Origin of the sequence: Variovorax paradoxus (assembly GCF_030815975.1) — a bacterium.
Lineage (GTDB): Bacteria > Pseudomonadota > Gammaproteobacteria > Burkholderiales > Burkholderiaceae_C > Variovorax > Variovorax paradoxus_N.
Genome location: NZ_JAUSXL010000002.1, coordinates 2,725,242 through 2,739,492, shown reverse-complemented (window position 1 = coordinate 2,739,492; position 14,251 = coordinate 2,725,242). Strand labels below are relative to the sequence as shown.

The window sequence follows — 14,251 nt, the reverse complement described above, 5'->3', positions numbered from 1 at the left end:
GAAAAGGCCGACGTTGAACGCACCTGCCGCCGCCATGAATGCCGGCCTTGCCGTTCCCGTGCTCTCGCTGAGCGCGCTCGGCAAGGACTACGCGGCGCCGGTGCTCGACGACGTCTCGCTGGTGCTGAACGCCGGCGAAGTGCTCGCGCTCACGGGCGAGAACGGCGCCGGCAAGAGCACGCTGTCGAAGATCGTCTGCGGCCTGGTGCAGCCGACACGCGGCCGGATGCTGCTCGACGGCGCCGCGTTCCAGCCCGCCTCGCGCCGCGACGCCGAACGGCTGGGCGTGCGCATGGTCATGCAGGAGCTGGGCCTGGTCACCACGCTGTCGGTGGCCGAGAACCTGCTGCTCGACCGGCTGCCCAGCCGGACCGGCTGGATCCGCCGCGGCAAGCTGCACGAGCTGGCCGCGCGCCAGCTCGCGAAGATCGGCATGGAACACATCGACCCGGCCACGCCCGTGGCGCGCCTGGGCATCGGCCAGCAGCAGATGGTCGAGATTGCGCGCAACCTGCAGGACGACACGCGCGTGCTGGTGCTCGACGAGCCCACCGCCATGCTGACGCCGCGCGAGACTTCGCATCTGTTCGAGCAGATCGACCTGCTGAAGGCGCGCGGGGTGGCCATCGTCTACGTGTCGCACCGGCTCGAAGAGCTGCAGCGCATTGCCGACCGCGTGGCGGTGCTGCGCGACGGGCGGCTGGTGGACATGCGCGCCATGGCCGGCGTGCGCGAATCCGAACTGGTGCAGCGCATGGTGGGCCGCGCGGTGCACGAGCATGAAGGGCGCGAGCGCCGCATGGCGGGGCCGGTGCTGCTGAGCGCGCGCGGTATCGGCCGGGCAGAGGCCGTGAAGGACGTCGACATCGACCTGCACGCGGGCGAAGTCATGGGCCTGGCGGGCCTGGTCGGCTCGGGCCGGACCGAACTCGTGCGCCTGCTGTTCGGTGCCGACCGCGCCGACCGCGGCGAAATTCTTCTGTATGACGGCGTTGCCGCCACGCAGCCGGTGCTGCGCGCCCGCAAGGGCTGGCGCTCGCCGATGCAGGCCATCCGCGCGGGCATCGGCCTGGTGACCGAGGACCGCAAGTCGCAAGGGCTGCTGCTCACGCAGCCGATCCGCGTCAATGCGACGCTGAGCGATCTGGGCGCCATTTCGCAGGCCGGCTGGCTGCAGCGCGCCAAGGAGCGCGGCATTGCCAGGCGGCTGGTGGAGCTGCTGCGCATCCGCTCGCGCAGCATCGAGCAGCCCGTTGCCACCCTGAGCGGCGGCAACCAGCAGAAGGTGGTGTTCGCGCGCTGGCTGCACCGCGAATGCAAGGTGCTGCTGCTCGACGAGCCCACGCGCGGCGTGGACGTTGGCGCGCGCGCCGACCTGTACACCGAGCTCGACCGCATGACCGATGCCGGCAAGGCCCTGCTGATGGTGTCGAGCGACCTGCGCGAACTCATGGCCATGTGCGACCGCATCGGCGTGATGAGCGCCGGCCGGCTGGTCGCGGTGTTCGAGCGCGGCCAGTGGAGCGAACAATCGCTGCTGGCCGCCGCGTTCAGCGATGCGGCAGGCCGCGCCGCTACCCCCACGGCGGGATCCGCCATTTCCGATTCGAATCCGGGCCAACAGGCCACCGCCGACACACCATGACCGCAGCCGCTGCCACCTCCGCCCCGCCCCCCGCCCTGAAGGGCCAGCTGGGCACCTACCTGGGCCTGACGGTCGTGCTCGTGGGCATGGTCGCGCTCTTCGGCACGCTGAGCGAATATTTCCTGACGCGCGAAACCTTCATCTCCATTGCCAACGAAATTCCCGCGCTGGCGGTGATGGCGGTCGGCATGACCTTCGTGCTGATCATCGCGGGCATCGATCTTTCGGTGGGCTCGGTGCTCGCGTTGAGCGCGGCGGTGACGGCCGCCGCCATCCTCCAGTGGAAGCTCTCGGTGCCGGTGGCCGCCGCACTCGGCCTTGCCACCGGGCTGGTGTGCGGCAGCGTGACGGGCGCGGTGTCGGTCGCATGGCGCCTGCCGAGCTTCATCGTCTCGCTGGGCATGCTGGAAGCGGTGCGCGGCGGCGCCTACCTGGTGACCGATTCGCGCACGCAGTATGTGGGCGACGCCATCTCGGGCCTGGCCGCGCCGTGGATCGGCGGCATCTCCGCGGCCTTCGTGCTCGCGGTGCTGCTGGTGGCCGCCGGCCAGCTGGTGCTCACGCGCACCGTGTTCGGCCGGCACGTGGTGGGCATCGGCACCAACGAAGAAGCGATGCGGCTCGCGGGCATCGATCCGCGGCCGATCCGCATCATCGTGTTTGCCGCCACCGGCCTCTTGGCCGGGCTCGCGGGACTGATGCAGTCGGCCCGGCTCGAAGCGGCCGACCCCAACGCCGGCGTCGGCATCGAACTGCAGGTGATTGCGGCCGTGGTGATCGGCGGCACCAGCCTCATGGGCGGGCGCGGCTCGGTGGTCAACACTTTCTTCGGCGTGCTGATCATCGCGGTGCTCGAGGCCGGGCTCGCGCAGGTGGGCGCCAGCGAGCCGAGCAAACGCATCATCACCGGCGCGGTCATCGTGGTTGCGGTGATCATCGACACCTTGCGCCAGCGCCGGGCCGACCGCCGCCTGGCCTGACGCTGCAAAAAAAGGGGGAAGCAACCATGGCCACCATCAAGGACGTCGCGCTGCGCGCGGGGGTTTCGGTCACCACCGTGTCGCACGTGGTCAACGACACGCGCCATGTGAGCGCCAAGGGGCGCGAGCGCGTGGAAGAGGCCATCCGCGAACTGGGCTACGTGCCCAACGCCATGGCGCGCAGCCTCAAGAGCAACACCACGTCGACGCTCGGCATGCTGATTCCGAACAGCTCGAACCCGTACTTTGCCGAGATCGTGCGCATCGTGGAAGACCGCTGCTTCGGCGCCGGCTACACGCTGGTGCTGTGCAACACCGACGACGAGCCGCGCCGCCAGAGCGTCTACCTGCAGGTGCTGGCCGAGCGCCGCATCGACGGCCTGATCGTGGTGTCGACCGGCGCGGGCGACGACGATTCGCTCGTCACGCAGCTGCACGGCCTGCGCATTCCCACGGTGCTGGTCGACCGCGAGATTGCCGACCCGGCCTGCGACCTGGTGGAAACCGCCCACATGCAGGGCGGCCTGCTCGCGGTGCGGCACCTGCTGTCGCTCGGCCACAAGCGCATTGCCTGCATCGGCGGGCCGGTGGGCGTGATGCCGAGCGAGCAGCGCATCGAGGGCTGGCGCATGGCGCTGGCCGAGAGCGGCGCCACACCCGATATCGCGAATGCGGACGCGCTGCTGTGGCGCGGCGGCTTCACGAGCCAGGGCGGCTACGAGGCGATGCACGCGATCCTGCGGACCGAAGAGGTGCCCTCGGCCGTCTTCGTCTGCAACGACCTGATGGCCATCGGCGCCCTGCGCGCCGCGCATGAAAGCGGCGTGCACGTGCCCGACGAGCTCTCGATCGTCGGCTTCGACGACATCGAACTCTCGGCCTACACCAGCCCGCCGCTCACCACCGTGGCGCAGCCCAAGGAGCGCATCGGTGCGCTGGCGGTCGACATGCTGCTGGAGCGCGTGGGCGGCAAGCGGCGCGATGCGCGCAAGGTGGTGCTGCAGCCGGAGCTGCGCGTGCGCGCCTCGACCGCGCGGCATGCGAGCTTCCGCGAGGCGGCCGCTCCGTCTTCTTCCTCTTCCGCGCCTTCGTCCGAAGCGCCATCGATGCAAAACCGAAAGTCCCGCGCCCCGTGAGTTCGAAGCCTTCTTCTTCCAGCGCCGCCCCGCCGCCGCGCATCGTGGTGCTCGGCAGCCTCAACATGGACATCGTGCTGCGCGTGCCGCATGCGCCGGCCGCGGGCGAAACACTGCTGGGCCATTCGATCGCCCACATCCCGGGCGGCAAGGGCGCCAACCAGGCCGTGAGCTGCGCGCGCGAAGGCGGCCGCGTGGCCATGATCGGCTGCGTCGGCGACGACGCGCACGGCCAGGCGCTGCGCGACGCGCTCATGCGCGACGGCATCGACACCGCCGCGCTGCGCACCAGCCGCAGCGAGCCCACGGGCACCGCGCTGATCCTGGTGGAAGACGGCGGCCAGAACCGCATCGTGATGATCCCCGGCGCCAACGCAAAGGCCGAGATCGACGCGGCGGCGCTGCGGCAGCAGCTGCAGGGCGCCGCCTTCCTGGTGACGCAGTTCGAGATACCTATGGACCAGGTCGTGCGCGCCATTTCGGTGGCGCACGAGGCTGGCTGCAAGGTGCTGCTCAACCCATCGCCGGTGCAGCCGATTGCCGTGCCGCTGTGGCCGCGCATCGACACGCTGGTGGTCAACGAGATCGAAGCGCAGGCGCTGTGCGGCCAGGCCGCCGACAGCCCGCAGGAAGCCGCGCTGGCTGGCCAGGCCCTGCGCGCCAAGGGCGTCGCGCGCGTGGTCGTCACGCTCGGCGCACGCGGGGCCGTGGCCATCGATGCCGACGGCGCGCGCCACCATCCCGCGCCCACCGTGCAGGCGGTCGACACCACGGCCGCAGGCGACACCTTCCTGGGTGCGCTGGCCGTGGCGCTGGGCGAAGGCCAGTCCTTCGACGAAGCCGTGCGCCTGGGCATCCGCGCCGCCGCGCTGTGCATTCAGCAGCCCGGCGCCCAGCCTTCCATTCCGCAGCGCGATGCCGTGCTGCAAAGCCCCTTGACTCCCGACTGGATCGCGCTGTGAAACGTACCGCCCTGCTGCATGCCGAACTCTCGCAAGTGATTGCCGCGCTCGGCCACGGCGACATGCTGGTGATCGGCGATGCCGGCCTGCCGATTCCGGACGGCCCCCGGCGCATCGACTTGGCGCTCACGCCGGGGATTCCGCGGGTCGCGGACGTGCTCAAGGTCGTGCTTTCGGAGATGCAGGTGGAGCGCGCGCTGATCGCGCGCGAAGCCATCGGGCAGCTGCCGGCGGGACAGCTGCCGGCATGGTGCGAAGGCCAGCTGGCCGCCCTGCCGGAGACGGTGTCGCACGAGGAACTCAAGCGCCTGAGCGCGCGCGCCAAGGCGGTGATCCGCACGGGCGAATGCACGCCCTACGCCAACATCGTCCTGTACGCCGGCGTGACCTTCTAGCTATTCGAAGCGGTAGTTCGCACCCACGGCCTGCCCCACTTTGAGCATGTGCTCCACGCCCTGCAGCACGATGCAGTTCATGCCGAAGGTGATGCGCCCGTCGACGCGCGGATCGGCGCGGTAGGTGCGCAGCATGTCGCCGACCTCGGGGCTGCTCGTGGCGGTGGCCGGGTCGATGTCGGGAATCGGGCAGCGGGTGCAGGGCTTGACGGGCTTGAGCTCGGCCTCGCCTTCGCCGGTGGCGACGTGCAGCGCGTCGACCCGATCTTCGTCGTGCGACTCGATGCCAGCCAGCACGATGTTCGGCCGGAAGCGCTCGATGCCGACCGCATCATGGCCGGCAGCGGCCAGCCGCTCGTTGAGTTCGGCTAGCGAGCCCTCGCTGGCCACCAGCAGCGGATAGCCGTCGGCGAACTGGTTCGTCGCCTCGACGCCGTCGGTCCACTGCAGGCTCGACAGGCGCTTGTGCTCGGGGTCGAAGCGCACCAGCCGCAGCGCCTGCGGCTTGCCCGGCTCGGAGAGAAAGTCGCTGAACCACTGGGCGGCGATGTCGCCCATGTCGTAGGCGGCCACCTCGTCCTTCCAGACGCGCACGCGCACCGGCTTCTCGACCCGGTCGAACGCCAGGTGCAGGGCCAGCATGCCCGGCGCGCGCAGCACCACTTCCATGTGCTTCATCTGCGGCCGGATCAGCGCCATGCGCGGCAATTGCCGCTGGGTCACGAACTCGCCCTGCGCGTCGACCACCATCCAGGCGCGGTCGAACTCCAGGCCGGTCTCGGTCAGCAGCATCTCGGGGAGCTCGACCCCCGCGCACGATTTGACGGGGTAGACGAACAGGCGCGCAATGGTGGCTTCAAGGTCGAAAGCGGGCTGTGGCACGTGGGGTTCCTTGGATTCCTTCGAATTGGGCAGCGATTGTCCCGCATCGGCCCGCCAGCGGCGCAGCCCCGGGGATGAGCTTGTTCTTACAATGGCCGAATGGCCCTCCCTCCTGAAGTTTGCATACGCGGCGCCGGCATCGTGGGCCGCACGCTGGCCCTGCTGCTCGCGCGCGAGCGCGTGCGCGTCGCGCTGGTGGTTCCGCCCACCGATGCGGGCAAGCAAGACATCCGGGCCTATGCGCTCAACACCGCCTCGCGCAACTTGCTCGAATCGCTGCGCGCCTGGCCCGACGCGGCGCATGCCACGCCGGTGCGCGAGATGCTCGTGAACGGCGACGAAGGCGGACGCGTGCAGTTCAGCGCCGTGCGGCAGAAGGTCGATGCGCTGGCCTGGATCGTCGACGTGCCCGCGCTCGAGCAGCAGCTGGCCGATGCGGTCCGCTTCCAGCCGCAGGTCGAGATCGTCTCCGAGCCCGTGCCCGCGCCGCTCACCGTGGTGTGCGAAGGCAAGGCCAGCGCCACGCGCGATGCGCTCGGTGTGAGCTACGCGGTCACACGCTATCCGCAGCATGCGATTGCGGCGCGGCTCGAAGCAGCGCAGCCGCACGACGGCGTGGCGCGCCAGTGGTTCAGCGACACGGGCGAGGTGCTGGCGCTGCTGCCGATGGACGGCGTGCAGGGCCATTCGCTGGCGCTGGTGTGGTCGGTCGACCAGCTGCGCGCGCCCGCCCTGCTGGCGCAAGGCGCGGAGGAATTCAATGTTGCGGTGAGCGAAGCCAGCCATGGCGCGCTCGGCGCTCTCAAGCTCACGAGCGAACGCGCCGCCTGGCCGCTCGCGCGCGCCATTGCCGACCGCTGGACCGGCACGATGCCGCAGGCACCGGGCGCTGCTTCGCAGTCTTGGGCACTGGCCGGCGACGCGGCCCACACGGTGCATCCGCTCGCGGGCCAAGGCCTCAATCTCGGCCTGGCCGATGCGGCCATGCTGGCCGACGTGATCAGGCAGCGCGAGTACTGGCGCAGCGTGGGCGATCCGCGCCTGCTGCGCCGCTACGAGCGCGCGCGCCGCGCCGACGTGCTGCAGATGAGCCTGGCCACCGACGGCCTGCAGCAGCTGTTCTCGCACAGCGCGGGGCCCCTGCCCGCGCTGCGCAACTGGGGCATGCGCGGCTTCGACCGCACGCGCCTCCTCAAGCACTGGATCGCCAACCGGGCGATGGGCTTGAAGGCATGAATCCATCGACCGGACTTCCAATGAAACTTGTACGCAACCTTCTTCTCGCCGCCTGCACGCTCGGTGCGGCCGCCACGGCCCTGGCCGGCGAAGCCGAAATCCGCAAGAACCTTCCGGCGCGCATTCCGCAGTTCCCGGCCATCGAGGAAGTCACGAAGTCGCCGCTGCCGGGCCTCTACGAAGTGCGCGTGAACGGCTTCCAGATCTACTACACCGACGAGCAGGGCAACTACCTGCTGCAGGGCAACCTCATCGACGTGAATGCGCGCAAGAACCTGACCGAGGAGCGCATCGAGAAGCTCAGCCAGGTCTCGTTCGACAAGCTGCCCGTGAAGGACGCCATCAAGATCGTGCGCGGCACCGGCAAGCGCAAGCTCGCGGTGTTCGAAGACCCGAACTGCGGCTACTGCAAGCGCTTCGAAAAGGACATGAAGACGGTCGACAACGTCACCGTCTACCTGTTCCTCTACCCGGTGCTCGGCCCCGATTCGGCCGTGAAGTCGCGCGACATCTGGTGCAGCAAGGACAAGGGCAAGGCCTGGGGCGACTGGATGGAAGCCAGCGTCAAGCCCACCGCCGCGGCCAGCAGCTGCGACGTAACGGCGCTGCAGCGCAATGTCGAGTTCGGCCGCAAGTACAACATCACCGGCACGCCCACGCTGATCTTCAGCGACGGCACCCGCGCGCCGGGCGCCATTCCCGCGGACCAGGTCGAGAAGCAACTCGCCGCCTCCATCAACTGATGGCCACGTCGACCGTTTCCCGGCGCGCGCGAGCGGCTGCGCCGGCCGCCGCGGTGCACTACCGCATCGAGTGCGCCGACCTGCATGCGCACCTGTTCGCCGTCACCCTGACCATCGAAGCACCCGCCGCGCAGCAGCGCGTGACGCTGCCGGTGTGGATTCCGGGCAGCTACCTGGTGCGCGAGTTCGCCAAGAACCTGCAGGGCCTGCGCGCCACCCAAGGACGCCGCAAGCCCGCGCTGACGCAGCTCGACAAGTGCAGCTGGCAGGCCGATTGCGTGCCGGGCCAACCGCTGGTGCTGCATTACCAGGTCTGCGCCTATGACAACTCGGTGCGCACCGCCTGGCTCGACGCCGATCGCGGCTTCTTCAACGGCACCAGCCTGTGCCTGCGGGTCGAGGGCCAGACCGACGCGCCGCATGCGCTGGAGATCGCCGCGCCCGCTTTGTCCGGCGATGCGCGCTGGTCGTGCGCCACGGCGCTCGTGCCCGCGAAGATCGACAAGCACGGCTTCGGCCGCTACCTGGCCGCCGGCTACGGCGAACTGGCCGACAGCCCGGTCGAGATGGGCGCTTTCTGGAGCGCCGAGTTCGAGGCCTGCGGGGTGCCGCACCGCTTTGTGATCGCGGGTGCCGCCGCCTCGTTCGATGGCGAGCGCCTGATCGCCGACACCCAGGCCATCTGCGAAGCCGAGATCCGCTTCTGGCACGGCGACAAGGCCGGCAAGCGAGGCGGGCCCAAGCTGCCGATCGACCGCTACGTGTTCATGCTCAACGCGGTGGACGACGGCTACGGCGGGCTCGAGCACCGGCACTCCACCGCGCTGATCTGCAACCGGCGCGACCTGCCGCAGCGCGGCGTGAAGAAGCAGCCCGAGGGCTACACCACGCTGATGGGCCTCATCAGCCACGAGTACTTCCACACCTGGAACGTGAAGCGCATGCGCCCGGCGGAATTCGCGCACTACGACTACAGCCGCGAAAACTACACGCACATGCTGTGGTTCTTCGAGGGCTTCACCAGCTACTTCGACGACCTGCTGCTGCGCCGCGCCGGACGCATCGACGATGCGGGCTACCTGCGCCTGCTCAACAAGACCGTGAACCAGGTGCTGCAGACGCCGGGCCGGCTCGTGCAGTCGGTGGCCGAGGCGAGCTTCGACGCCTGGGTCAAGTACTACCGGCAGGACGAGCAAACGCCCAACGGCACCGTCAGCTACTACACCAAGGGCGCGCTGGTGGCGCTGTGCTTCGACCTCACGCTGCGCCGCGAAGGCCAGGGCACGCTCGACGACGTGATGCGCCACCTGTGGACGCAGGGCGGCGGCGGCCCGATCAGCGAAGCCGACGTGGCCGCGGCGCTCGAGGCCGTGGGCGGCCGCTCCTATGCGGCCGAGATCGCGCAGTGGGTGCATTCGACCGACGAGCTGCCGCTGGCGGAGCTGCTGCGTGCGCATGGCGTGGCCGCGCTCGAAGACCCCTCGCAGCAGGCGCAGGCATTGGGCCTGCGCGTGGCCGAGGCCAACGGAAGCGTTCAGGTCAAGGTGGTGCTGCGCGGCGGCGCGGCCGAAAAGGCGGGCTTCTCGGCCCACGACGAATGGATCGGCGTCGAGCTGCCCGCGGTCGGCCGCAAGGGCCAGCAACGCCCCGCGCAGGCCTGGCGCATCGCCAAGCTCGACGACCTGGCGCTGTACCTCGGCGACGCCACGCGCTGCACCGCGCTGGTGGCGCGCGATCGCAAGCTGCGGAGGCTCCCGCTGGTGCTGCCGGTGGGTTCGACCACCTGGCGCCTGTTCCTGCACGACGCGACCAAGGTCGCAGACTGGCTCGCGCCGGGCGCCCGGCGCTGAGGACGGCCCGCTACCGTTCGGACCCGGTGGCAGTGGCAGCCGGCTGCTGCCGCACGAACTGGATCGGCTGCGGCTCGCCCACCAGCACGCAGGGCTTGCCGGTTCGCCGGCAATGGTCCTGCACGCGCCAGTAGGCGCCGTGGCTCACGCAGCCGGTCTGGCAGATGACCAGATCGGCGGCGCGCAGCCCGGCTTCGAGTGCCAGCTCGTCGGCATCGTCGCCGCCGTCGTGGTGCAAATAGCGGCCGCCGGCAATTTCCACCAGCTGGCGCGCGAGCGATGGCGCCTCTTGCTGCTCGCGGCCGACGCACAGCACGGCCTTTTCGCGCAGGTCGGCCGGCGCGTCGTGAGGCTGCGGCATCGGCATGGCGCGCTGCTGGCTCGCCGGTGCCAGCAGCGCATCGAGGCGCTTGGGCAGCGCACTGCCCGCGGCCGCGCGCGCCGCGAGTTCTTCGCGCACGATGGCCACGGCGGAATCGCGCGCCACCAGCGCGCCGCGCAGCCGCGCGACCTGCGCCTCGAGCCGCTCGATCCGGGCAGCCTGCTCGGCCATCATTTGCGAGCAGCGTTCCTGGACCCGGGCATAGGCCCGCAGCAACACGGCATGTTCTTGCATCGGGAACTCCATGGCGGGCATTCTAGATGAGAATAATTCTCAAATGCAGAACCTCGCGATCGCCCCGGCGCCGGTGGATGGCAAACCTTGCTCGGTATAGTGGGACGCGTTTTTTTCCTTCCCCTGGAGACACCATGAGCTACGAAAACATCGAAGTGCGGACCGAAGCAGGCAAGGTCGGCATCGTTACCCTCAACCGGCCCAAAGCGCTCAACGCGCTCAACGACGCGCTCATGACCGAACTGGGCACCGCGCTCAAGGCCTTCGATGCCGACGATGCCATCGGCTGCATCATCCTGACGGGCAGCGAACGCGCTTTTGCGGCCGGCGCCGACATTGCCGCGATGGCCAAGTACAGCTTCATCGACACCTACAAGGGCGACTACATCACGCGCAACTGGGAAACCATCCGCTCGATCCGCAAGCCCGTGATCGCGGCCGTGAGCGGCTTTGCGCTCGGCGGCGGCTGCGAACTGGCGATGATGTGCGACTTCATCATCGCGGCCGACAACGCCAAGTTCGGCCAGCCCGAAATCAAGATCGGCGTGATCCCCGGCGCCGGCGGCACGCAGCGCCTGCCGCGCGCGGTGGGCAAGAGCAAGGCGATGGACATGGCGCTCACCGCCCGCATGATGGACGCCGCCGAAGCCGAGCGCGCGGGCCTCGTGAGCCGCGTGGTGCCCTTCGAGAAACTGGCCGACGAAGCGCTCGGCGCTGCGCTCATCATCGCGGGCTACTCGCAGATCGCGGTGATGGCGGCCAAGGAGTCGGTCAACCGCGCCTTCGAGAGCGGCCTTTCCGACGGTGTGATGTTCGAGCGCCGGCTGTTCCATGCGCTGTTCGCCACGGCCGACCAGAAGGAAGGCATGGACGCCTTTCTTGCCAAGCGCCAGCCGGACTTCAAGAACGCCTGAGCGACAGCGCGCGCCTGGTTGAGCGCCGCGCCGGCGGCTGTTTGCTTGCTGCGCTACTGGCGCACGAGCAGCGCTCTCAGATCAGCCAGCGCCTGGGCTGGCGGCGTGCCGACCGAGGCACCGGCCGCCCTGCCCTGCGGCATCCAGCGCACCTGGTCGCCTGCGATTTCGAGCACCGCGAGCAAGGCGGCACCGCGGTAGAGCTCCAGCCGCGCCTCGACCGGCGCGGCCAGCTCGGCGCCGGGCGCCGTGGCCGAACGGGCCAGCGTGTTGACCAGCGCGGCCAGCCCCTCGGTATCGCCGCGCGCATGGCGCACGCCTTGTCCGGCGCGCATTGCATTCAACGACGTCCATTGGTCGAGCGCCGAGAACGTCGGCGCACCTTCAGCCGGACTTGCCGCAGCCTTGTCACCCATCACGGCCGCGCGCGGCGCGGGGGCCGAGCGCAACATGCCGGCGGCGGCCTCGGCATTGGGGCTGCGCTGCTGCGGCGCCGACAGGGCTAGAGAGGACGCAGAAACGCCGCCGCTGACGGCCTCGCGGGTAGCGGGCGGCGCTGCAGGAGCCATGGCCGGGGGAGGCGGCGCCGGTGCAATCGCCGCTGCTGGTGGCGCTGTTGCGGGGAGCGGTGGTGGCAAGGGCGATGGCTCCGGCGCGGCCTGGCTGATCTGGGACTGGGGCGCTGGCGCAGCAGCCTGCTTGCCGGAGGGCGGCGGCGCGGATCGGCGGGCTGCGCTCTCCCTCTTTCGCATTGATTCTTCGCTCGCCGAGTCTCTCGCCGCCTCGGCCTGCGGCTGCGCCGGTGCCGGCGCCGGTGCCGGTGCCGGAACCGCGGCCGCGGACGGCGCCGCCTCTGGAGCGGTTGCAGGTGCCGAGGCAACTCCCGCCTCTCCATCCAGCCGCGCATCGGGCACCGGTTCGCGGTGCCAGAGCACAGTCACGAAGGTGGCCAGCAGCACGGTCGCAAAGGCCGCGTTCCACGGCATGCGGGCATGCGATCCCCCACCGCCGCCGAACAGCCGGCGCCACCACGGCGCGGCCCCCTTGTCTTCGGCCGCCGCCGCGGGAACCGGTGCAAGGTTGTGCGCCATCTTCCTGATGGCGTCGCGTGTGCGCGGATCGGGCAGCGCGTCGCTGTCCGGCGCATGGTCCAGCGCGCGGCGCAGTGCGGGGTCGCGCAGCGTGGCGTCTTCGCTGCCACCTTCGAAGCCGGGGGTGCCGTTGCCGCTGCCGCTGCCGCTGTTCATGCGCGCTGCTCCAGCACCGACAGGTAGCGTTCCATGCAGCCGCGCAGTTTCTGCAGCCCATAGCGCAGGCGGCTGCGCACCGTCTCGAAACCGATCTCCAGGCTGGCCGCAAGAGCCTCGACGGTCAACCCGTCTTCGTGGTGCAGCAGGAACGCGGCGCGCTGCTCGGGCGGCAGTTCGTCGAGGCAGGCCAGCAGGCGCCGGCCGGCGGCGCGCCAGAACGCGAGCTCCTCGGCCGAAGGATGCGCCGCGGCGTCCATCGCGCCGCGCACGCCGCGGTCGAGCGCGGGAACGGCGTCGTCGCCATCGTCCGGATGCGTATCGAGCGCCACTTCGCGCCCGCTCACGCGCAGCCGGTCCATCGCCAGGTTGTGCGCGATCGTGAAGGCCCAGGTGCGCCAGGCGGCGCCCTGCGGCGAGAAGCTGTCGCGCGCGGAGATGATGCGCACCCAAGTGTCCTGGAACACCTCGTCCGCCTGCGCGGCCAGCCGGGCGCCCAGCAGCCGCTTGACGAAGCGGAACAGCCCGCCCTCGTGGCGCGCATAGAGCACGTCGAACGCTGCACCGTCGCCGTGCGCATAGGCCAGCATCAACTGGTCGTCGGGCATGGCGTCGCGCTCGGTGGCGGCTTTGGAGGAAGGGGCGCGGGGCAGCGCAGACATCGACGGATTTTCACCCGGGGTTGTACGGGCGGCGGCCGGCTTCGGGGTTGGCCATCGCAAAAAAGACGCCGCATGCGGCTCGGCGGGCTCGATTCCGGGCCCGCAGCTTGCGCTATAATTTCGGGCTCGGCACAAAACTGTGCCGAACGGCTCTTTAGCTCAGTCGGTTAGAGCGATGGAATCATAATCCACAGGTCCGCGGTTCGAGTCCGTGAAGAGCCACCAACACCACTTTTGCGGTTCTCCGCAAAAGTCAGAAAGCCCCAAGTAAATCAACTACTTGGGGCTTTTTTCATGCCGCTCGAGTCCTTGTACCTTTGGTGCACGCACGCGATTCCGCAGCAACTTTCGCAGGAACCGACGGCGATCGCGGCGGCCGCAACCAAGCAGTGCATCGCGTCTTCTGAAACTGCTCCTGCCCGGCTCCGGCGGCGGCAATTTTGCACACAACCTCGCGAATTTCGTCGACTCATCTCAAAACGTCGCAGCGAAATCCGCGCATCGGTGAAGTAGCATCAATTTCGGCGCTGTCACGCCGATATAAAACGATTTTCAGGGAGAGAACAATATGCACCCAGTGCTGGTCAAAACTTTTGGCGGGCTGTCACGCGCCTACTACATCAGGCAGTTTCTTTTCGGCCTGATCTTCCCCGCATTCACCTTGTTCATGATGACAAGAGGCCGGTCGGGGCCCACAGATGTGGGCCTGCCTCTGGCACTGCTGTTCGCGCTCAACACCCTGCTCTACCCTTACGCGCGCTTCGTCTATGAGAGCGCAGTTGGATTCGTCATGGGCAACAATGTCTTCTTCGTCAATGCCTTTTTGATGCTTTTCGTGAAGGCGATCACGATGCTGCTTTGCTGGGCCTTTGCGATCTTCATTGCGCCCATCGGCTTGATCTATCTTTACTTCCATCACTCGAAGGCGGAGCAGCAGAGGAACTGATATTTCCCGAGCGAAAAACTCGGAACGAAACAACGAC

The 14,251-nt window shown here is 69.2% G+C and carries 14 protein-coding genes and 1 tRNA gene; 11 read left to right on the top strand and 4 right to left on the bottom strand.

Going from position 1 to position 14,251, the window contains the following annotated elements; translation table 11 throughout:
• The first annotated feature begins 34 nt into the window (after positions 1–34).
• The 5 genes from QFZ47_RS16550 to rbsD are packed head-to-tail and all read left to right on the top strand — an operon-like array spanning position 35 to position 5,118.
• The gene (locus QFZ47_RS16550; RefSeq protein WP_307658953.1) at positions 35–1,645 is read left to right on the top strand and encodes a sugar ABC transporter ATP-binding protein; all 1,611 of its coding nucleotides are present in this window, start codon (positions 35–37) and stop codon (positions 1,643–1,645) included.
• On the top strand, positions 1,642–2,625 hold the full coding sequence (locus tag QFZ47_RS16545; RefSeq protein ID WP_307656654.1) for an ABC transporter permease: 984 nt from the start codon (positions 1,642–1,644) through the stop codon (positions 2,623–2,625). Before QFZ47_RS16550 ends, QFZ47_RS16545 begins: the two co-directional genes overlap by 4 nt.
• A gap of 26 nt (positions 2,626–2,651) precedes the next feature.
• Entirely contained in the window at positions 2,652–3,761 is a 1,110-nt protein-coding gene (locus tag QFZ47_RS16540; protein ID WP_307656653.1) for a LacI family DNA-binding transcriptional regulator, read from the top strand.
• Positions 3,758–4,723 (top strand): ribokinase, encoded by a 966-nt coding sequence (rbsK, locus tag QFZ47_RS16535; protein ID WP_307656652.1) that lies wholly within the window; start codon positions 3,758–3,760, stop codon positions 4,721–4,723. The genes QFZ47_RS16540 and rbsK overlap by 4 nt, the downstream gene beginning before the upstream one ends.
• Entirely contained in the window at positions 4,720–5,118 is a 399-nt protein-coding gene (gene rbsD / locus QFZ47_RS16530) for a D-ribose pyranase (protein ID WP_307656651.1), read from the top strand. The genes rbsK and rbsD overlap by 4 nt, the downstream gene beginning before the upstream one ends.
• Here the strand turns inward: rbsD and QFZ47_RS16525 are convergent, their stop codons facing one another.
• Positions 5,119–6,000, bottom strand: coding sequence for an MOSC domain-containing protein (locus QFZ47_RS16525; RefSeq protein ID WP_307656650.1), 882 nt, complete (start codon positions 5,998–6,000; stop codon positions 5,119–5,121).
• Between the two features lie 99 nt (positions 6,001–6,099).
• On the opposite strand from QFZ47_RS16525, the gene QFZ47_RS16520 reads away from it, so the two are divergent.
• The 3 genes from QFZ47_RS16520 to QFZ47_RS16510 are packed head-to-tail and all read left to right on the top strand — an operon-like array spanning position 6,100 to position 9,829.
• Positions 6,100–7,236 carry an FAD-dependent monooxygenase gene (locus QFZ47_RS16520; protein WP_307656649.1) on the top strand — a complete coding sequence of 379 codons (1,137 nt, stop codon included), beginning with the start codon at positions 6,100–6,102 and terminating at the stop codon, positions 7,234–7,236.
• A 20-nt stretch (positions 7,237–7,256) separates the two neighbouring features.
• Positions 7,257–7,979 (top strand): DsbC family protein, encoded by a 723-nt coding sequence (locus QFZ47_RS16515; protein ID WP_307656648.1) that lies wholly within the window; start codon positions 7,257–7,259, stop codon positions 7,977–7,979.
• Positions 7,979–9,829, top strand: a complete 1,851-nt coding sequence (locus QFZ47_RS16510; RefSeq protein ID WP_307656647.1) for a M61 family metallopeptidase — start codon at positions 7,979–7,981, stop codon at positions 9,827–9,829. The genes QFZ47_RS16515 and QFZ47_RS16510 overlap by 1 nt, the downstream gene beginning before the upstream one ends.
• 10 nt (positions 9,830–9,839) lie before the next feature.
• Here the strand turns inward: QFZ47_RS16510 and QFZ47_RS16505 are convergent, their stop codons facing one another.
• Positions 9,840–10,445, bottom strand: coding sequence for a DUF2325 domain-containing protein (locus QFZ47_RS16505; RefSeq protein ID WP_307656646.1), 606 nt, complete (start codon positions 10,443–10,445; stop codon positions 9,840–9,842).
• Between the two features lie 134 nt (positions 10,446–10,579).
• Between QFZ47_RS16505 and QFZ47_RS16500 the strand changes: the two genes are divergently transcribed.
• The gene (locus QFZ47_RS16500) at positions 10,580–11,359 is read left to right on the top strand and encodes an enoyl-CoA hydratase (RefSeq protein WP_307656645.1); all 780 of its coding nucleotides are present in this window, start codon (positions 10,580–10,582) and stop codon (positions 11,357–11,359) included.
• Between the two features lie 53 nt (positions 11,360–11,412).
• Here QFZ47_RS16500 and QFZ47_RS16495 read toward each other — a convergent pair whose 3' ends face one another.
• Positions 11,413–12,606 (bottom strand): hypothetical protein, encoded by a 1,194-nt coding sequence (locus QFZ47_RS16495; RefSeq protein WP_307656644.1) that lies wholly within the window; start codon positions 12,604–12,606, stop codon positions 11,413–11,415.
• A complete protein-coding gene (locus tag QFZ47_RS16490; RefSeq protein WP_307656643.1) occupies positions 12,603–13,268 on the bottom strand; it encodes a sigma-70 family RNA polymerase sigma factor in 666 nt (221 codons plus the stop codon). The genes QFZ47_RS16495 and QFZ47_RS16490 overlap by 4 nt, the downstream gene beginning before the upstream one ends.
• Before the next feature lie 148 nt (positions 13,269–13,416).
• On the opposite strand from QFZ47_RS16490, the gene QFZ47_RS16485 reads away from it, so the two are divergent.
• Both QFZ47_RS16485 and QFZ47_RS16480 read left to right on the top strand, forming a co-directional pair.
• A tRNA-Met gene (locus tag QFZ47_RS16485) sits at positions 13,417–13,493 on the top strand.
• Positions 13,494–13,836: 343 nt separating this feature from the next.
• Positions 13,837–14,214, top strand: a complete 378-nt coding sequence (locus QFZ47_RS16480) for a hypothetical protein (RefSeq protein ID WP_307656642.1) — start codon at positions 13,837–13,839, stop codon at positions 14,212–14,214.
• Positions 14,215–14,251: the final 37 nt, after the last annotated feature.

What these genes read in the sequence shown, in the direction of transcription:
- QFZ47_RS16550 (WP_307658953.1), top strand. Translation starts at nt 35, where the DNA reads ATGAATGCCGGCCTTGCCGTTCCCGTGCTCTCGCTGAGCGCGCTCGGC.
- QFZ47_RS16545 (WP_307656654.1), top strand. Translation starts at nt 1,642, where the DNA reads ATGACCGCAGCCGCTGCCACCTCCGCCCCGCCCCCCGCCCTGAAGGGC.
- QFZ47_RS16540 (WP_307656653.1), top strand. Translation starts at nt 2,652, where the DNA reads ATGGCCACCATCAAGGACGTCGCGCTGCGCGCGGGGGTTTCGGTCACC.
- QFZ47_RS16520 (WP_307656649.1), top strand. Translation starts at nt 6,100, where the DNA reads ATGGCCCTCCCTCCTGAAGTTTGCATACGCGGCGCCGGCATCGTGGGC.
- QFZ47_RS16515 (WP_307656648.1), top strand. Translation starts at nt 7,257, where the DNA reads ATGAAACTTGTACGCAACCTTCTTCTCGCCGCCTGCACGCTCGGTGCG.
- QFZ47_RS16510 (WP_307656647.1), top strand. Translation starts at nt 7,979, where the DNA reads ATGGCCACGTCGACCGTTTCCCGGCGCGCGCGAGCGGCTGCGCCGGCC.
- QFZ47_RS16505 (WP_307656646.1), bottom strand. Translation starts at nt 10,445, where the DNA reads ATGCAAGAACATGCCGTGTTGCTGCGGGCCTATGCCCGGGTCCAGGAA.
- QFZ47_RS16500 (WP_307656645.1), top strand. Translation starts at nt 10,580, where the DNA reads ATGAGCTACGAAAACATCGAAGTGCGGACCGAAGCAGGCAAGGTCGGC.
- QFZ47_RS16495 (WP_307656644.1), bottom strand. Translation starts at nt 12,606, where the DNA reads ATGAACAGCGGCAGCGGCAGCGGCAACGGCACCCCCGGCTTCGAAGGT.
- QFZ47_RS16490 (WP_307656643.1), bottom strand. Translation starts at nt 13,268, where the DNA reads ATGTCTGCGCTGCCCCGCGCCCCTTCCTCCAAAGCCGCCACCGAGCGC.
- QFZ47_RS16480 (WP_307656642.1), top strand. Translation starts at nt 13,837, where the DNA reads ATGCACCCAGTGCTGGTCAAAACTTTTGGCGGGCTGTCACGCGCCTAC.